The organism is Clostridium sp. MF28 (assembly GCF_002969175.1).
In the GTDB taxonomy this organism is placed as follows: Bacteria; Bacillota; Clostridia; order Clostridiales; family Clostridiaceae; genus Clostridium; species Clostridium beijerinckii.
The window spans coordinates 632,501-652,432 of the sequence record NZ_CP014331.1 but is presented as its reverse complement, the minus strand read 5'-3'; the positions used below and the strand labels follow the sequence as shown (position 1 = coordinate 652,432).

Sequence of the window (19,932 nt, the reverse complement as noted above, 5' to 3'; positions counted from 1 at the left end):
AGAAAAGAAGATGCGAAAAATATTGATAATAGAAGATGATAAATTGATTGCAGAACTAGAAAGGGATTATCTTGAGGTAAGCGGATTTAAAACTGAAATTGCCTTTAATGGAGAAGACGGATTAAATTTCGCATTGAATAGAGAATTTGATTTAATACTGCTTGATTTAATGCTTCCAAGTAAAGATGGGTTTCAGCTTTGCAAAGAGATAAGAAGTAATAAAGAGATACCTATACTAATGGTTACAGCTAAAAAGGATTCGGTAGATAAAATAAAAGGTTTTAATCTTGGAGCGGATGATTATATTGTCAAGCCTTTTGATCCAAGTGAGCTTGTCGCTAGAGTAAATGCACATCTTGCGCGTTATGATAGACTGACTTCAATTGGTAAAAAAGACAATATAGATAATGGAGTCATGGTATTTAAAAGATTAAAAATATTAAAAAGGGAACGAAGGGTATATGTTGCTGATAAAGAAGTTAAATTGGCTAACAAAGAATTTGAACTGTTACTATTTTTAGCAATAAACCCTAATATCGTATTTTCAAAAACAATTCTTTTAGATAGAATTTGGGGCATGGATTCTTTTGCTGACGTTGCAACTGTTACTGTGCATATTAATAGAATAAGAGATAAAATTGAGGAAGATAGTAGCAATCCTCAATTTATTGAGACTGTGTGGGGCGCGGGATACAGATTTAAATTATAGTTAATTATTAAAAATATCACAAATGAGATAAGAAGCATTACTTATATTTAAGTTATAATTTCTAATGAATATGTAGGGTTGAAGTTTTGGCAAATTTTTAAATATGTTTATTTAAAAAGTTGAATGTTTAAATTATACATCTATAAAATTAAGAAAAGATCTTAGGATAATAATAAATTTATTAATCTAAGATCTTTTTATTTTCTAGTATTTATAATACTAGAAGGGAGCGAAACGTTTGTGCTCTTAAAAGTAGTTATATAAATAAATAGATAAATAATATGAGTCTAACCTGCAAAAAAATGATTAAAAGAGAGCGTGGGGTAGCCATTTCAGTTTTTATCTTGAAAATTATATCGTTAATTTTAGATTATATTTTAAAATCTAAAAAAGTTTAGAAATTGTTTATAAAGATATGAAAAAATATACATAGATGCCTAGATTAATAGAATTCTACATAATATGGAAATATGACTAATGACAATGGGATTAGATAAAATTATACTTCTAAGAATTATAGATAAGTTAAATGTTAAATTCTCAGAAGTTTAATAAACATGAGCAAAAATGAAAATTATCCTATAGGAGCATTTAAGAGGAGTGGAAGCAAAAGGGGATGTACAAGTAAGTATATAAGAAAAGCGAATATATGATGTTGCAAATAGAGGAGGATCAAAATGAAAAACGTAAAAAAAATAGTTGTGTATGCTGTGATTATCGCAGTTGTGGTAGGAGGGGCGATTTCACTTAAAAGTAGGTTATCAGCAAGTGCAAAAGGCAAACCAACTCAAGCAGTTGCAAGCAAAACATCAGTAGAAGTACAGACAGCTAAAACAGTAGAAAAAAATACAGGAGATACATACAAGGCTAGTTTAGAGGCTGTTCAACAAGGTACAGTAACAAGTAAAATAGCAGCGAAAATTGTTTCCGTATCAGTTGAAAATGGACAATATGTAAATGCGGGTGATACAATAGCAACTTTAGATGACCAAGATATACAAAATAGTATAAAGACTGCGCAAGCTCAAATAGCTGTAAATGAGAAACAAGTAGAAGTAGCTGAGCAATCATTAAATGTATCCCAGGTAGCCCTGGAAAAATATAAAATTAATTTAGATGATGCTCAGCGTAATTACGAAAGACAAAAAACATTATTTGATGGTGGAGCCATATCACAAACAGATCTTCAAGCAGCGGAAAAAACTTTAAGCTCAGCTAAGGCTGATTATGATTCAGGAAATGCAAGTATTCAAAGTTCACAGGCAAGTATTGAAACATCAAAAGCAAATTTAGAAGCACAGAAGGTAGCGTTAGCTAAAAACCAAAGTGATTTAGCTAACATAGTAATTAAAGCACCGATAAGTGGAGTAATAAGTGGTAAAAGTATGAATATTGGGCAAATGGCATCTACAGGTACAGCTCTTGCAATTGTTAATGATATATCATCCGTATATGCAACAATACAGGTACCACAAGAAAAAATAAGTGAAGTAAAAATAGGACAGGCAGCTACCGTTATAGTTGAAGGAAGTGACCAAACTCATAATGGAACAATACAAACTATTGATGCAGCAGCGGATCCAACTTCAAGGGTATTTAACTGCAAAGTTAAAATAGATAACAGTGATAAGTCTTTATTGCCAGGCATTTATGGAAAGGTGACGCTTGTAAGTGATCAAAACAATGAAATAATCACTGTACCAGTTAATGTTTTAGTGGGAAATGAAGGGGACTATTATGTTTTTATTAATGATAATGGAACGTCTAAGAAAACTAAAGTTACTATCGGGGAAACTAATGGTAATAATGTAGAAATAACTTCCGGCATTAAAGATGGAGATCAAATAATCTGTTCAAATACAAGTACACTGCAAGACGGTAGTGAAGTAGATGCAGTAGTAAAGCAAGATGACAGCACAGAAGACACAACTTCTAAGTAGGAGGGACCATAGGTGAATATAGCAAATGTTAGTATTAAAAGACCAGTATTTATAACAGTTATCATGTTAGTTTTTGCGATTGTGGGTATGGTATGTTATGAAAGATTAGTTGTTAATGACATGCCAGAAGCTGAGAATGCATCAGTTTCAGTTTCGATTACAGAAACAGGAGGATCTCCAACAGATATAGAGACAAATGTTACAAAAACTGTAGAAGATGCGGTTGGAAAAATTTCAGGAGTTAGTCATATAACATCAACTGTGACAGAAGGAAGTTCAAGGACTAATATACAATTCGATTTAGATAAGGATCCAGAAGTTGCAGCGCAAGAAGTTAGAGATAAAGTTTCAAGTATTAGGGGATTACCAAGTGACATAGATACACCTATTATTTCTAAATTCGATTCATCAGCAACATCAATTTTATCTGTTGCTGTTTACGGACTAGATGATAACCAACAATTATCAGATGTTGTTGATAATATTGAAAAGAAACTGTACACAGTGTCTGGTATTGGGTCAGTAAATATATCTGGTGAAGATACAAGAGAAATCCATATAAAGTTAGATAATAATAAGCTTTTAAAGTATGGACTTGCAACAACTGATGTATCAAATGCCATTAAAAAAGATAATGTAGACCAATCTACAGGTAAGATTACTGATAAAGATAATGAGATTTCTGTTAAAATAAGCAGCAAGATAAAAAAAGTAGATGATTTTAAAAATATTTTAATAGCGAATAAAAATGGTACAGAAATTAGAGTAAAAGATATTGCAGAAGTTGAAGACGGAGTTGCAGATAGAAGCAGTTATGCATATTACGATGGAAAGCCAGCAATTGGTATTGATATAGTTAAGCAATCTGGTTCAAATACTGTTCAATTGGCAGATGATGTGAAAAAGACATTGACTAAGCTTAAATCCTCTTTACCAAAAGGGGTACATGTTGATATTGTAAGTGATGACTCAGTATCAATACAAAGCACTATAGATAGTGTTTTAGAAACTATGAGGGATGGTTGTATACTAGCAGTTGTCATAGTATTCTTATTTTTAAATGAATGGGAAAGTACCCTTATAAGTGCAACAACACTTCCAATTTCAATAATAACAACTTTTGTTTGCATGAAAGTAAAAGCTTTTTCTCTAAATACAATGACTTTAATGGCATTATCAGTTGCAGTAGGACTTTTAATAGATGATGCTATAGTTGTTATAGAAAACATTGTGCGGCATTTGCATATGGGAAAATCACCAAGAGAAGCAGCTAGAGAAGCAACTTCTGAAATAGGCTTTGCCGTAATAGCTACAACATCAGCTGTTATCTCTGTATTCTTACCAGTATCAATGGTAAGTGGAACAATTGGAAGATACTTCTTTCAATTTGGACTTACAGTTGTATTTAGTATGGCAGTTTCATTATTTATATCCTTCACTCTTGTGCCTATGCTGTCATCTAAAATGCTAAGACTAAAAAGAAATAAGAAAGAAAATATTCTTAGCAAATTCTTTAAGGGATTTAATAGTAAGTTTGATATCTTAGCGCATAAGTATTCAAGGCTTTTAGTTATGTCTCTTCATCATAGACTAATAATTATAATAGTTGCAGGAGTTATGTTTGCAGGAAGTCTTACACTTATTTCATCTCTTGGATTTACTATGATGCCATCAACAGATAATAATCAAGTGACTGTAAGTGCAAATTTTGATTCAGGTATAACATTAGATAATGCATCAGAAAAAGCTAAACAAATTGAAAGTATTATTAAGAAATATCCAGAAGTCAGTGGTATGTATACTACTGTTTCAAAAAATAGTTCATCAATTAAAATAGAACTAACAGACAAAAACAAACGTAAAGAAAATTCAAGAGATTTCGCTAGAAAACTTAGTGGAAATCTACAGAACATACCAGGAGCACAAGTGTCAGTAGCAGCTGCCTCTATGGCAAGTGGTGGAAGATCATCAAAAGATGCTACTTTTGAGCTTGTTGGAGACAATAGGGAAGAGCTTCAAGCTTTTGGACAAAAAGTAAAAGAAGAATTGGCTAAAGAGTCTGGGGTAAGAGAAATAAGTAGTAATGATAAATCAGGTCTTCCAGAAATAGCTTTAGAAGTTAATCGCGATAAAGCGGCAGATTTAGGAGTAAGCAGTTCGGATGCTGCGACTACGTTAAAGACTTTATTTAGTGGTACGACTGTAACTAAATATGATGATGGAAAAAATAGAGATGACGTAGTATTGTATTTACAAAAAGATCAACGTGCAAGTCTTGACAATCTTAAACAAGTTTATGTTTCAGGTTCAAATAATAAGCTTGTTCCGCTATCAGAAGTAACGGACGAGGTTTTTGAAACAGCGTCAGCACAATTGACTAGATATGATAGACTTGCAGAATTGCAGATCTCTTGTAATATTTCGGGTTCAGCTTCAGGTACTTTCATGAATACCTTCATGAAAAAGATTCAAACTCAAATGAATATGCCAGAAGGTATTTCAGTATCTTTAGGAGGAGCTGGGGGATCTATGACAAGCAGCCTTGGAAGTTTAGAACAAGCAATGGCTATGGCTGCATTATTCTTATATTTAGTTATGGCAGCGCAGTTTGAAAGCTTTGTTGATCCTATATCTATACTATTCTCTTTGCCACTTGCAATCATTGGAGCTGTTTTAGGCTTATTTGTTTGCAAAACTCAATTAAGTTTAATGTCTATTATAGGAATAATAATGCTTATGGGGTTAGTTGCAAAGAATGGAATATTGCTTATAGATGCTGCTAAACAAAGGATTAATGAAGGCATGGAAAGAGAAGAGGCTATCAAGCAATCAGGGTTAATAAGATTGCGACCAATAGTTATGACTACTTTAGCTATGATCTTTGGAATGATTCCTCTTGCCGTATCTAAGGGTATGGGTTCTGAAATGCGTGCACCAATGGCAGAAGCTGTAATTGGTGGATTAGTTACTTCTACAATTTTAACATTATTTGTAGTACCAATCATGTATACAGTTTTTGATGATTTGAAAAGAAAGTTTAGAAAAAAGATTCATTCTAAAGAATCACAAGGAACAGAAGATATGAATGGAAATATAAGTTTATAAAGTGAAAGATAAAAGAGATTATTCAAATTCATTTAATAGAAAGCAAAGCTTTGAATTGTTTGGGGAATTAAGATAAAAAATAGAATTTAATATATAGAAAAGAGATAGCAGGGAGAATGGGGGAATTGCTATCTCTTTTTGTGTTTGAGTCTGAACAACTATATTATTTGCAGAACATTGAGAAATATTCATTAAAGATAATTAAAAATTACTTAAAGAGCATTCTGGCCAGTCAATCCTTTATTCCTGTGTAGGATTATTTAGATTATATTCAAATATATCATCATTATCTGACATATAAATATTTCCGTTCGAATCCACATCAGTACTATAGTAATTTTTATCAGGTAAAATGTTAAGTAAATTGCCATTAAGGTCAAATTTATAATTTCCATTAAAACTTTTTACATATAAATTATCGCTATTATCTATAGAAATTGTCTCAATGTTGGTATCTTCATTATTAAGTTTTAAATCTAAATATTTAATGAAATCTCCATTAGAATTATATACATATATCTTTTTGCTATATTCACTAAAGATATAGATATTACCAGAACCATCTAATTCCAAGTCAGCATTCATACCTGGATCATCTTTATTAGCTTTCTTTATAATATTATTAAAACGAGCAAGTATTGCTCCATCAGAGTTTAGCTTAAATAATGTGTTTTCTGTTGCTGAAGAAGTTAGCAAATATATATTATTATCCTTATCAACTGCTAAAGGTCCATAATAATCATTTCCCTTAAAAGTTGAGGATAAACTACCGTCAGCTGTTTTGTATTTTTGAATCGTGCTGCCAGAAGAGACGTATAAATTTCCATTCATATCTGCAGATAGTCCTTTAATCAGTTTGGAATCATTTTTATCTCCATTTATTTGAATCATCTTAATGAATTCACCAGAGTTATTAAACTGCTGAATCCTCCCATCAGTGTAATCTGCTATCCAAACATTATTATCAGAATCTACTGTAATATATCTTGCGTCATTTAATTTTCCAGAATCTGTACCTTTTCCGCCAAATATAGCGACTAATTCTCCAGCAAAATTACTGTTATTAATAGAAAGAATTTTTATATTTAACTCTTCAAGCTTTTTCTTGAGAGTAGAGTTTTCAGGATCCAGTTTTAATTGATCTTCTATATTAGATCTTTCTAATAAATAATTATTAAGCTGAAGCTTTGTTGCGTTTTCACTAGTATTACCACTATTGCTATCAATAATAGATTGAATTTTATTGTCCAATTCTTTAAGTTTTTCTTTAAGATCAGAGTTTTCAGGATCCATCTTTAGTTGGTTCTCTATCTTAGATTTTTCTGATGAATACTTATTAATCTGAAGTTGTCTGCCATATTCACTATCATCATTGGCTATAATAACAAAAGCTTTTGGATAAGCTTTTATATACTTTACATTAAACTTGACTCCAGTTGAAGGATAGGAGTATCTATTAAGTGAATCGTTATGAACAATATTAAAATCTGAGGATAAAAAGTAAGTTGAAATAGCATTGCCATCATTCTCTGGCTTAATCATAACATTATAACGATAGACTCTTTCATTATTATATTGGTCTGATGTTGGCGAATTATCTAAAATCATAGCCTCCCCTTTTTTACCAAAATTGTCAATAATGATATTGGTGAAAAAATGTCCTACAAAAATATTAGCAATAATAATCACAAAAAAGATTATAGAAAATTTTGCTAAATGGAATCTGGCTCTTTTGGGGAAAGCAAACTGACTAATGATAACAAAAAGAATGCATCCCCAAATACTCAGCACTGGGTGAGATTTTAATACAACCAAAAGAATAGCTATATATGTCATTTTATTACCTCCATAATGTTAAAAAATCCTCAATGCAAATAGCCTCAATTTTAAATTATGTTTTTATATATATTCATAATATGGCTTTTTAGATATGTATTGAGTAGATTTAAATTTATTTTATTAAAATTAGCTTTAGTAATATGAAAGAAAATAGCAAGTACAAAATGTACAGACAGATTGACTTGGTATTTTTTGATAATGACTTATTATATCAATAATAAAATTTTCAATCAAGAAAGAATTAAAAAATATGTTATATTATGCTAAAAACTATATACTTTTTGTAAAATTTAGTTTCAATCTTTTTATGTAATGTATATTTGAAAATTGCTACTAAATGCAAATATTTACTTGAATTCAGAATATATTTGAGATAGATTTAAAAGATATTTATATTTAGAATGAAAGGAACTATTTGAATGACATTGTAATCTTGAATTCTTTATTTTTTAGAAATATTGATTACTTGTAGTGACAGGATAAATATAGATAAACGCGTTGTGCTAGTTAAAATTTAATAAAGAAAAACTCTAACAAAATTTAATCATCCCAATTATAATTAAATTAACACTAAAAGTATAATAAGGAGATGATTAAAATGTTAGAGTTCACTTATTATAATACTGAAAAAATTGCTAATTTAAAAGATTTTTTTACAGTTTCTTTTGTGTTAATCGATGATGTTTACAATGAAGTAATTCCTGAATCCATCAAAAATAGAAGAAATATTTCTGAATCTAAGCTCTCAGACTCAGAAATAATAACAATTAGTATCGTAGGCGAAGCCCTTACAATTGATTCTGAAAAAGCTTGGTTCTATTTTGTTAAAAAGAATTATTCAGATTTATTTCCTAATATTTGCGATAGAACAAGATTTAACAGAACCAAAAGAAATTTATACAAAGTAATTTTAGAAATCCAAAGATACTTTTCAAGTCTGGCAATATTTAGTGATGAAGATACTAGAATTATTGACAGTATGCCTATCCCAGTATGCAAATTCGGAAGAGCCTACTTTAGTAAATTATTCAAGGACATATCAACTTATAGTTATTGCGCTTCAAAAAAGGAAACTTATTTTGGATTGAAACTTCACGCTTTAATTACTACTGATGGTTTCATAACAGATTTTCTTTTAACGACTGCTAATACTGATGATAGAGATGCTGTATTCGAACTCATTCAAACAAACGCCAATATAAAGATACTCGCTGATAAAGGATACATCGGTAATGAGCTTAAAGTATCATTAGCTAAAGAAAAAGAAATCTTGTTTTTATCGCTGAAGAGAAAAAATAGTAAGATACCACTAGAAAAACGACTTCGTAACGCTTTATCAAAAGCGCGTCGGAGAGTTGAAACTAGTTTTTCTCAATTAGCTGGCCAATTTAATATTGCAAGAGTTCTAGCTAAGTCAAAGTGGGGGTTAATGCTGAGAATTACTCTAAAAATACTTACTCGTAATATATCATTTGTACTAAATGCAATTACAGGAAATACTATTCATATAGCTCAAATTAAACATCTTGCATTTGGTTAAAATTTATTAAATTTTACTCAAGGATATTTTGCGCATTTTTATACTATAATAATTGCAATACAAAAATTAGCACAACGCTTTAGATAAATAAAAATTTAATGTAAAAAATAGGCTGTGCTTTTGTTAAAATATGCTATAATTTGATTATATCAATTGGTAATATGGGTTAAATATTTGTTTAAGAATTCCAGTATGAGGAGAGTAGAGAGAAATCTTTATTCTCCTTATTTGTTTTATATCAATAGATACATAATATAATAATAGTAGTAGTAACTAATTATCTGACTACTGATTTCTATATCTTATGATGCGATAAATAAACAAATAAAAGCTTGTATTTGACGTGAAAATATAATTTTTAAAACAATATAATAGATTAGGTTTTTATAATTTTTATATAATAAAACTGTATGGGGGAATATTAGATGATCAGAAGATATACTTATAATGAAATAATAAAGGAGTCACATAAAAGATGTAATGATTATGGTATAAAAAAGGATATACCATGTCCATCTAAAATTCTTAGGGGGGAAGAATTTAATGTGCTTATACAAAAAAACAAGTCATTAATAGAAATAGCCAGACCATTTATGGAAATACTATATAATTTTTTGAAAGGGTCAGGTTTTTCATTATATTTTACGGATAAAAATGGAGTAGTTTTAACTATTATTGGTGACCAAGATATAATTAGAGATCAAATTCACATGGGCATTATTGAGGGAGCTGATATGAGCGAAAAAAGTGCTGGCACTAATGGAATTGGCACTGCAATTGCTGAAAATATTTCTCTTCAAATTTCTGGAGAAGAGCATTTTATAAAAGTTTTTCAGGTATGGACTTGTTCCTCGTCGGTTGTTCATGACGAGGATGGAAATATAATTGGGTGCCTTAATTTAACTGGACGCCGTCAATTGGCTCACCCACATACATTAGGTCTTGTAGTGGCAGCAGTAAAATCTATTGAAAATCATTTGAAAGTTAAAAACACACAAAAGGAATTAGTTAAAACATATCAATATTTAAATAAAATTATGAATTCAGTAAATCTAGGAATTTTCGCGGTAGATACAAAAGGAATAATAAAAGCCATAAATAATAGCGCATGCGGTATGTTACACATGAAGGAGGAAGAGGTTATAAATAGGAATTTAGACACAGTTTTAGATAACTGGAAATACATACTTGAACAACTAAGGAATGGACAATCATATGAGGATGAAGAAATTGTATATTCGGATAAAAAGAAAAGGTTCAATATAAATGTATACCCCATTAAAGATAAAAATTCTAATATTACTGGGATGGTAGGAATATTTAAAGATATTCAAAACGTCTATAATCTGGTTAATAAATATATTAGCAGAACAGCAAAGTATACATTTGACGATATTATTGGCCAAAGTGAAGAGGTTCATAGATTGAAAGAACAAATAAAGAGCATATCTAATAGCCCTTCTACAGTACTTATTCAGGGAGAAAGTGGAACGGGGAAAGAACTTATTGCTCAATCAATACATAACAATAGTAATCGAAGAAATAAAAGTTTTGTGGCAATAAACTGTGGAGCTATACCTAAAAGTTTAATAGAAAGCGAGCTTTTTGGGTATGAAGAAGGATCATTTACGGGGGCTAAAAGAGGTGGATGTCCAGGAAAATTTGAACTTGCAAATGGAGGAACTTTATTTTTAGATGAAATAGGTGAAATGCCATTAGATATGCAGGTAAATCTTTTAAGAGTTCTGCAAGAAGGATTTGTTACTAGGATTGGTGGAAGTAAATATATTAATGTAGATGTAAGAATTATTGCAGCTACAAACAAAAACTTAAAAAAGGAAATAGAAAATGGAACATTTAGAGATGATTTATACTATAGACTAAGTGTAATTCCAATATATGTACCACCTTTAAGGGAGAGAGCTAAGGATATAGAAATTCTTATAGATCATTTCTTGAAAATAAAAGCTGCTAAATTAGGAAAGCCTATTCCCAAAATACAGAAAAATATATATGAAAAACTCTTAAATTATAATTGGCCAGGAAATGTTAGAGAATTAGAAAATTGTATTGAAAATATTGTAAACATGGATGGAAATACTTCCTTTAGTTTTGAAAATAAAACGATAAAAAGAGATTTGAATTATTGTAATAATGAAATACTGGAATATGATATGTGCTCACTAGAAGAATTAGAAAAAAGAGCGATTTCAATTTGTATTAATCAATGTGAAGGAAACGTATCTAAATCATGCAGGATACTAGGAATAAATAGGAGTACAATGTATGCAAAAATGAAAAAATACAATATACAAGTAAAATAAGTTTTTTCATGCGTTTTTTTTAACAAGTTAATTACATAAAAATTGTATTAAAATGCAACAGTGTTTAATAATCCAACAGTAATTAAAGATAAAAGTGTAGAAATTTACAACAGTATTTTGAATAAAGATGAATAATAATATTAATGTTATGAAAAAAAGAGAGCTATATTATTAGAGAAAACAGTGATGAATTGCTAAATATCATTAATTAAAGCATCGTAATATGTTCCTTGCAATATATCTTGGCATTATATTTGCTTAAGTATATATATGAAACTAAATTAGGTCTAAAAAATAATTTTTTAACAATGTATTTAGGATATTAAAGGAATATTTTTAAGGAGGAACATATTTTATGAAAGGTTTTGCAATGCTAGGTATCAATAAGTTAGGATGGATTGAAAAAGAAAGGCCCGTTGTTGGTTCATATGATGCTATTGTACGTCCATTAGCAGTATCTCCGTGCACATCAGATATACATACTGTTTTTGAGGGAGCTCTTGGAGATAGGAAGAATATGATTTTAGGGCATGAAGCTGTAGGTGAGGTTGTTGAAGTAGGAAGTGAAGTGAAAGATTTTAAAACTGGTGATAGGGTTATAGTTCCTTGTACAACTCCAGATTGGAGATCTTTAGAAGTTCAAGCTGGTTTTCAACAGCACTCAAATGGTATGCTTGCAGGATGGAAATTTTCAAATTTCAAGGATGGAGTTTTTGGTGAATACTTTCATGTAAATGATGCGGATATGAATCTTGCAATTTTACCAAAAGACATGCCATTAGAAAATGCGGTTATGATAACAGATATGATGACTACTGGATTTCATGGAGCAGTTGGTTTAATGGGAATAGCAGGTGCTAAATTACGCGGAGCAGGTAGAATAATTGGAGTGGGGAGTAGACCGGTTTGTGTTGAAGTTGCAAAATTTTACGGAGCAACAGATATTGTAAATTATAAAAATGGTGATATAGTTGATCAAGTTATGAAATTAACGAATGGAAAAGGCGTTGACCGAGTAATTATGGCAGGCGGTGGTTCTGAAACATTAGCCCAAGCAGTATCTATGGTTAAACCAGGAGGAATAATTTCTAATATAAATTATCATGGAAGTGGAGATACTTTACCAATACCACGTGTAGAATGGGGATGCGGAATGGCTCACAAGACTATAAAAGGAGGTCTTTGTCCAGGAGGGCGTCTAAGAGCAGAAATGTTAAGGGATATGGTAGTATATAATCGTGTTGATCTAAGTAAATTAGTTACACATGTATATCATGGATTTGAACACATAGAAGAGGCTCTGCTATTAATGAAAGACAAGCCAAAAGACTTAATTAAAGCAGTAGTTATATTATAACATAGTAGATCATGATCAGGAAAAAGGAACAGTAACTATAGTTTTTAAAACTGTAGGAAAAGGAACAAAAACAGTTAGAATGAATTTAAGTGGACTGGATCAGGTATGCTTAAAAAATTAGTTAATAATCAAGCTAAGAAATATGATCATGCAATTATTATTAGATCAATGATAATGATGAAATTTACTTCTATGTTAACTAAGGAATTAGGAATTTCAACAAATAGTCTTTTTTGTGCCACAATGATAAATATAGGTATCATTATATTTGATTTTACAGAAGAATAAAATAAATTATGGAAATAAACCCAACAGAGAATATAAGTTTTTCTGTTGGGTTTATTTTATCATTTAATTCATATAATATTGCATTTTGTTAGAGTATAATTTTAGTAGGCAAAAATAGTAAAGAATACTATATAAATGATAAAGTAGATGCCAAAACCATCTACTCAATACATAAACTATCTTTGTGGTGTATTAGCTCAAAGGATGAAGGGCATAAAAATGAGCTGGTCTATTAAAATTCTTGCCAACTTTTACTTGACTCAAATTTGAATTTTAAGTTCCGTAGAAAAATGTCAGCATAGTATGTTATAATGCTATTAATGTAAAAAATATGGAAAATAAAAATGACAGTTATTGAAAAAAGGAGTAATAAAATGAAAAGTGGTGTTTTTAGTAAAAGAAATTATTCTTCCATTATAATAAGTGGAATTTTGCTTGTACTTGGTTCAGGTTTACTTATTTCATGTGATTCTAATAAAGAAAAGACTATTGATTATTCTAATGGGGATAAATATGTTGGACAGATAAAGAGTGAGAAGAAGGACGGAGTAGGAACATATACTTATGCAAATGGTGATGTATATGTGGGTGAATTTAAAAATAATAAAAGAGAAGGAAAAGGTACATTAACTTATTCCAATGGTTGTAAATATACAGGCGAGTTTGCAAATGATGAAATGGAAGGTAAAGGGATATATTCTAATCCTAATGGCGATAGATATGAAGGCTCATACAAGAATGGATTAATGGAAGGAAGCGGTACATATGCATATACAGATGGTGATGTGTATGTAGGTGAATTTAAAAATGGAAAAATGGAAGGCAATGGGGAACTAACTTATTCTACTGGCAATATCTATAAAGGTGAATTTGTAAATGATAAAATAGAAGGAAGAGGTATATTTAATTACGCAAATGGTGCAAAGTACGAAGGTGAGTGTAAGGCTGGAGAAATGAATGGAATAGGAACATTAGTTTATGCCAATGGTAATAAATATGAAGGGGAATTCAAACATGGTAGAGAAGATGGGACAGGCACATTGATTTTGATAAATGGAACAAAAAAGCAAGGGCAGTTTTTAAATGGCGAATTCCAAGGATAAGATACATAAAAAGATAGTTTCAAATCTAAAGATATATTATATATAGTGATTTTGTAAAGCAAAAATTTAAACTGTATGCAATTCTTAACCCCTTAACAGACATGGTTCAGAATATATATTCTAAAGAATATGTACTCAGAATGGGAGCTTAGAGTTATTTGGTATAAAATAGAATTTATATTTAGTATTTTTTGTTTATTATGTGCTTCAATTATAGAATTGATGGAAGAAAAAACTAGGGAATAATTTTATAAGCAGTAGCTAGGTGATTCAGCTACTGCTTTTGTGGTTTATATTCTTGATAAGGGATGTTAATTGTAACTCCACTTTCATCAAATTTATAATTGGTACCATTAAGAGGATTGTTGCCAGAAATTAGATTCATTCCTATTGTATAAATTGCATTAGCATGAGCTTGTGAATCTTGTACAACAGTACCTGTCATAATACCTTGATTAATTAATTCTTGAGCTTTTGGCAAACCATCAATACCAACAATCGGAATGTTTCTTGAGTTATAACCTTTATTATAACCATATTTTTGGAGCGTTTTAATGGCACCTATTGCCATGGCATCATTATTAGAAATTATTGCTTCAATTTTACCATCAAGTGTTAATAAAGTTGATTCCATTGAAGTTCTGCCACATTCCTCTTCCCAATTGCAAGGTATTGATAAAAGCTCTTGAGTTTTTATTCCCGCTTCATTAATTGTTAATATAGAATATTTAGTTCTTTCAATTGTTTCCGGACTATTAGATGGGCCCTTTAACATAATGTATTGAATTATATTATCTTTATTTTTATCTAAATTTTCTTTATTAGCATTCCATGTATCTACTATGATTTTGCCTTGAATAATTCCAGACTGATCAACATCTGTATCAATAATAACAGAATTATGATAATTTTTTATAAAATTTACTATTGGTTTAGTTTTTGCATAGTATAAAATTAATGGAATGTCCTTTTGTGCTACTTTATTAAGAGTATCTTGAAGCTGATCCATATTAGTGCTGACAGGATTTAATACAAGAAGATTAAAATTATCATTGAGTGCTTTGTCAACATCTTCATTTTGAATAACTTGATTTCCATTGGCATTAAAAAAAGTAAATTGAACTTTGTTTTCATTTTGTTTTTGAATATCCTCTAAGTTTTTCTTTACGTTAGAAATAAATAGATCACTAAAACTATTTAAGAATACACCTACTTTAAGTGGAGTTTGAGAACTAATATCCGGGCTAGCATATGTAGTTTGGCTAATAATATATAATAAAAATATAGATATGAAAGTAAGAGACAGTATCTTTTTTAATATCTTCATTTTAATCCTCCGTGCACACTTGTCAAATTATAATATTCAATATTAGATTATCTCTCAATGAAAAATTTATACTATATGGAAATCATTTTTTTTAGAATTAGAAGTGCAACACTAAATGTAAAATAACATAAAAAATCGTAGGTGACTCTGGAACTGTAGATTTCAGAATTAGTCTCTCTAATAACTTCTCATAGATTTAACTTAAATATGAATTTCTAGAAAATAGAAAATAGGCTTATAAAAATAAAAGCCTATTACCTTAAAACATCACTTTCAATATAATTTAGATTTTTTCTTAGTTCAGATGCTATATTCCAAGTTATATCTCCATTTTCAAATAAAGATTGTATAGTATTTCTTTCTAGTTGCATTGCTTTAATTTGAATTTTTTTCTTTTCATACTTGCTAGCTTTTCCTAAGATTGGTTTGCTTGCAACCCAATAGACACCTTGATAATATAAAATTATTTTCTTTAGCGTTTCTTCATTTTCAGGAGTAATGATAGATTTAACATATTGAATTAAGTATTTTGCATTAGTAGAATAAAGGTCTTTCATGGCCAAATCTTTTAATTGTTGTTCACTTCTTTTTTTGTTTTCAATTCCTCTTAATATATACCTAAGTTTTTTAATATTAAAAATTAAAGAAGAAATCCGCATTAAAGCCTCTTTGAAAATCAACGAAAAACCTTCAACTGATGACATTAATTTGATTTTATTTCTAACTGATTTTTCATAGAAGTATGCAGTTGATTCATCTATCTTATTTTCTTGTAACATCTTTCTGGTATTTTCAATTTCTTTTTTAAAACATATAAGCATCCATTTCTTTTCCTCTTTGCTGCTCCTGTTCCAGTTCTTATAATAAGAATTTCCACGTTTTAATTGATGAATACGATATTTATACTCGCTTATAATCATATTAATGTACTTTTTATTATCAATTTCTAATTTTAATTTATTTATAGTGTTAGCCCAAACTTTTATCTGTGCTTTATTCATTATCTGTAAATAATCGGTCTCTTTATGGATATTTTTGTTAGCAAATAGGGGTAATATGAAAGTTGTAATAAGAAGTGTAGTTAGAATTATCCCAACGGACAAAAATAAAATTAATGTTCTCTCAGGAAAGGGTTCACCATTTTCTAATGCCAAAGGAATCGAAAGAACTGTAGCTAATGTGACAGCTCCTCTTACTCCTGAAAGGGAAGTTAAAAGTGCAGCGTGAAATTTAACACTTCTTTTTTCTGCTTTGCAGGCATTATCTCCAAACTTATACATAAATAAAACCCATAGATATCTAAGTGTAAGTAAGGATAATGTTATTAATAAAACATCAATGATAGCTTCAAAATTATTGATTGTAGCTTCATAAAAAGCAATTTTAATTATATTTGGCAGTTGCAATCCAACTATTATAAATATAAGACCATTTAGAACGTAGGCCAAAACTGACCAAGTATTTTCTGATACAGCATTTAGTCTAGCATTTCTAAACTTCAGTTTTTTAGATGATAGTGAATATACCATTCCAGCTACAACCACAGCTAATATACCTGAGACTTTAAATACTTCCTCTGATACAAGATATATTATAAATGGTGTTAGAATTTGAAGTAGTATTTCAACTGTAATATCTTCCATTCCAAGACTTCTTATCCAAAGCTCGAACTTAATTAGAATATGCTCTAAAACTAATCCTGCAATGATTCCCCCAATAGAGACTATAAAAAAACTTATAGTTGCATCGAATAATGAGAATGTTCCAGTTGGTGCTGCAGCTAATGCGAATTTAAAAGATACTAGGCCTGATGCGTCATTCATAAGTCCTTCGCCTTCGATAAGATGAAGTACTTTCCTTGGAAGTGAGATTTTTTTTGAAAGTACGCTGACAGCAACATAATCAGTTGGAGATAAAGCAGCTGCAAGTGCAAAAGCTGAAGGCAATGAAATAGATGGAATTAACTTATTTATAATTAATCCAACTAATATTACAGTTGCGATAACTAAAGCTAGTGCCATTAAAAGGATATTTCTTCTCTGTTTCCATAGAGATCTTTTATCTGCATTTTTCCCATCACGGAAAAGAAGGGGAGCAATAAACATTACTAGAAATGTATGAGGATCCAGCTCAATACTAAATTCTGAATGTATTATTGCAATTAGTGATCCAATCGCAATTTGTATAATAGGAACTGATAAGGAAGGTATAAATCTACTTATTATAGTTGATAGTAAAATGCAAATTAATAATATTAAGATATAAGTAAACATATATAATCCTCCTTATTTAATATTTATGTGAAAGCATATAATTAATACTTAATGTGAAAATTAATAGGCTGACAGAAAATACACTAATTATAGTATATTAAATTGCTGAGAGTTTATGTAACAGATTTATTTCTGAAATTTAATGATGCAATTTTATATTGTACCTATATATTTTTTAGCATTAATAAATTGATGAAAACTTTGTGTACTGAGATTTAATAAGTTCTTTTGAAGAAACAGATAATTAACTTGCATTGCTTTATAGATTGAGATGGCTTTTGATGAATTAATTTTTTTAGAATATATATTGCAAAAATAATCATTTATGATAATTCTAAAAATATTACAAGAATTTTAGCTGTAATTGTGAAATGTGCATTGTGAATTAAAATATATATTAAAAAATATTTGCTAATTTACAGTAAAACATTTATCGGTAATCAAATAGTATGAATTCTAACAATTTTCGATAAAAATAATAAGTATTGACAATAAAAGACACTACATATATAATGGCAATATGATTAAATGATGGTAAAAGTTAATATAATTAAAATTATAATGAGTCTTATTTTGTGAAATTTATGAAATGAGACTTTTTTGTTTTTATAACACAGTAATACTACTTTACAATAAAATTTTGTACAACAATATTTATAAATATTTAATATACTTGCGATAAAGGGGAAATAATAATGAAGTTAAAGAAAATTAAACTAAAAAGTATTAGAACCAAGCTTGTTATGAGTTTATTAGGAATATGCTTAATTCCTTTGATAATTCTTGGATTTGGTGCCAATGAACAAGCTAAATCGATTCTTAATCAAAAATTGAAACTTACAAGTCAACAAACTCTTTTAGAATTAAATGATGGAATTGATAACTATTTTAGTGGGTTTGTAAGCATGACTAAAGCATTATCAACTAATTATAATTTTGTTAATTCGGATAAAGATGAATCATACTTAGCTATAGCTAGTATGTTAAAAGATGTCAAGGAAAGTGATAACGATATCTTTAGTACATATTTTGCAAGTATAGATGATAAATTTGAAATATATCCTAGTGAGAAAATGCCAGATGGATATAAGGCTAGTGATAGGGATTGGTATAAGCAAGCAATAGAACATAAAGACCAAGTTATAATAACTTTACCATTTAAAAGTGCTCAAACTGGGAAAAATGTTGTAGCTATAGCTAAGGCGATGGAAAAAGATGGGAAATTAGTTGGCGTATGTGCAATGAACGTGTCTTTAGATACAATTACAGAAAAGATATCAACTAAGAAAATAGGTAATACCGGATATATATTTGTTTCAGATATAGATGGTAAAAATATGATAGCGCATAAGAATAAAGATTTAATTGGAACAGATGTAGCATCTAAGCAATCATTTTGGGAAGATGTAAAAAATAATAATGCGGGATTCTTAACATATGAATTTAATAATACAAAGAAATTTGGAGTATATGGGACAAACCCTACTACTGGATGGAAGGTCGTAGCTACTCTTGATGAGAAAGAAGTAACTAATGATACCAATTCAATACTTGCGACAACAGTATACATATCTTTAGTTATATTAATAATTTGTATAATGCTATCATTATTTTTAAGTAAAGGTATAGCACAAAATATTAAAAAGTTAAAAGAAGTATTTGAAAAAACTTCAAAGGGAGATTTAACTGCATCGATAAATTTATCTACAAAAGATGAATTTATGGAACTGTCACAATCTTTTAATGATATGATATCTAATATATCAAAGCTTATAGAAAATGTTACAGAATCATCTAAAACAGTATTAGAGACATCGTCAAACCTAGCGAATATGTCAGAAGAGGTAACAGCATCAATAGAAGAAGTATCCAAATCAATAGAAGACGTTTCACATGGTGCAGTTAATCAGTCTCAGAATGCTCAACATGGGGTTTTAGAAATGAATGAGTTATCAGGTAAGTTGGATGAAATTAATGAAAACTCACATGAAATGGACAAACTTTCTGCAAATACTAAGGAATTAGGATCAAGAGGACTATCTATGATTGACACTTTGATAGAAAAATCAGATAAAACGAAAAATGCTACAGATGAAGTTAATGGAATAGTTCAAGAAATGGCTGAAA

11 protein-coding genes and 1 pseudogene (1 of these 12 running past the window's edge) are annotated in these 19,932 nt (G+C 29.6%); 9 read left to right on the top strand and 3 right to left on the bottom strand.

The window, feature by feature from the left end; translation table 11 throughout:
- Positions 1 to 10 precede the first annotated feature (10 nt).
- The 3 genes from AXY43_RS02635 (at position 11) to AXY43_RS02625 (ending at position 5,754) form a co-directional block, all read left to right on the top strand.
- Entirely contained in the window at positions 11 to 709 is a 699-nt protein-coding gene (locus AXY43_RS02635; RefSeq protein ID WP_039771375.1) for a response regulator transcription factor, read from the top strand.
- 677 nt (positions 710 to 1,386) lie between these two features.
- Entirely contained in the window at positions 1,387 to 2,649 is a 1,263-nt protein-coding gene (locus AXY43_RS02630; protein WP_105410937.1) for an efflux RND transporter periplasmic adaptor subunit, read from the top strand.
- A gap of 12 nt (positions 2,650 to 2,661) precedes the next feature.
- Complete coding sequence (locus tag AXY43_RS02625; RefSeq protein WP_039771371.1) at positions 2,662 to 5,754, top strand: efflux RND transporter permease subunit; 3,093 nt, start codon at positions 2,662 to 2,664, stop codon at positions 5,752 to 5,754.
- Between the two features lie 240 nt (positions 5,755 to 5,994).
- Here AXY43_RS02625 and AXY43_RS02620 read toward each other — a convergent pair whose 3' ends face one another.
- A complete protein-coding gene (locus tag AXY43_RS02620) occupies positions 5,995 to 7,590 on the bottom strand; it encodes an NHL repeat-containing protein (RefSeq protein ID WP_105410936.1) in 1,596 nt (531 codons plus the stop codon).
- Between the two features lie 601 nt (positions 7,591 to 8,191).
- Here AXY43_RS02620 and AXY43_RS02615 point away from each other — a divergent pair.
- The 5 genes and pseudogenes from AXY43_RS02615 to AXY43_RS02595 all read left to right on the top strand — a co-directional run bounded on the left by AXY43_RS02615 (position 8,192) and on the right by AXY43_RS02595 (position 14,205).
- On the top strand, positions 8,192 to 9,133 hold the full coding sequence (locus tag AXY43_RS02615; RefSeq protein ID WP_105410935.1) for an IS982 family transposase: 942 nt from the start codon (positions 8,192 to 8,194) through the stop codon (positions 9,131 to 9,133).
- 425 nt (positions 9,134 to 9,558) lie between these two features.
- Positions 9,559 to 11,457, top strand: a complete 1,899-nt coding sequence (locus tag AXY43_RS02610) for a sigma-54-dependent Fis family transcriptional regulator (protein ID WP_105410934.1) — start codon at positions 9,559 to 9,561, stop codon at positions 11,455 to 11,457.
- A gap of 355 nt (positions 11,458 to 11,812) precedes the next feature.
- Entirely contained in the window at positions 11,813 to 12,814 is a 1,002-nt protein-coding gene (locus tag AXY43_RS02605; protein WP_105410933.1) for an NAD(P)-dependent alcohol dehydrogenase, read from the top strand.
- A gap of 81 nt (positions 12,815 to 12,895) precedes the next feature.
- Positions 12,896 to 13,036: pseudogene (locus tag AXY43_RS02600) on the top strand (sulfide/dihydroorotate dehydrogenase-like FAD/NAD-binding protein); the annotation flags it as partial.
- Between the two features lie 440 nt (positions 13,037 to 13,476).
- Positions 13,477 to 14,205 (top strand): MORN repeat-containing protein, encoded by a 729-nt coding sequence (locus AXY43_RS02595; RefSeq protein WP_179208008.1) that lies wholly within the window; start codon positions 13,477 to 13,479, stop codon positions 14,203 to 14,205.
- Between the two features lie 274 nt (positions 14,206 to 14,479).
- Here the strand turns inward: AXY43_RS02595 and AXY43_RS02590 are convergent, their stop codons facing one another.
- Both AXY43_RS02590 and AXY43_RS02585 read right to left on the bottom strand, forming a co-directional pair.
- The gene (locus AXY43_RS02590) at positions 14,480 to 15,532 is read right to left on the bottom strand and encodes a galactose ABC transporter substrate-binding protein (protein ID WP_105410932.1); all 1,053 of its coding nucleotides are present in this window, start codon (positions 15,530 to 15,532) and stop codon (positions 14,480 to 14,482) included.
- 254 nt (positions 15,533 to 15,786) lie between these two features.
- Entirely contained in the window at positions 15,787 to 17,805 is a 2,019-nt protein-coding gene (locus AXY43_RS02585) for a Na+/H+ antiporter (protein ID WP_105410931.1), read from the bottom strand.
- 695 nt (positions 17,806 to 18,500) lie between these two features.
- Here AXY43_RS02585 and AXY43_RS02580 point away from each other — a divergent pair.
- On the top strand, positions 18,501 to 19,932 hold the 5' portion of the coding sequence (locus tag AXY43_RS02580) for a methyl-accepting chemotaxis protein (RefSeq protein ID WP_105410930.1). The gene runs 572 nt beyond the window's last position; 1,432 of the gene's 2,004 nt are visible here — the first part of the coding sequence; the start codon lies at positions 18,501 to 18,503; its stop codon lies off the right edge, out of view.

Coding starts and splice junctions, on each gene's coding strand:
- AXY43_RS02585 (WP_105410931.1), bottom strand. CDS start 17,805: ATGTTTACTTATATCTTAATATTATTAATTTGCATTTTACTATCAACT.
- AXY43_RS02635 (WP_039771375.1), top strand. CDS start 11: ATGCGAAAAATATTGATAATAGAAGATGATAAATTGATTGCAGAACTA.
- AXY43_RS02610 (WP_105410934.1), top strand. CDS start 9,559: ATGATCAGAAGATATACTTATAATGAAATAATAAAGGAGTCACATAAA.
- AXY43_RS02630 (WP_105410937.1), top strand. CDS start 1,387: ATGAAAAACGTAAAAAAAATAGTTGTGTATGCTGTGATTATCGCAGTT.
- AXY43_RS02620 (WP_105410936.1), bottom strand. CDS start 7,590: ATGACATATATAGCTATTCTTTTGGTTGTATTAAAATCTCACCCAGTG.
- AXY43_RS02615 (WP_105410935.1), top strand. CDS start 8,192: ATGTTAGAGTTCACTTATTATAATACTGAAAAAATTGCTAATTTAAAA.
- AXY43_RS02605 (WP_105410933.1), top strand. CDS start 11,813: ATGAAAGGTTTTGCAATGCTAGGTATCAATAAGTTAGGATGGATTGAA.
- AXY43_RS02595 (WP_179208008.1), top strand. CDS start 13,477: ATGAAAAGTGGTGTTTTTAGTAAAAGAAATTATTCTTCCATTATAATA.
- AXY43_RS02590 (WP_105410932.1), bottom strand. CDS start 15,532: ATGAAGATATTAAAAAAGATACTGTCTCTTACTTTCATATCTATATTT.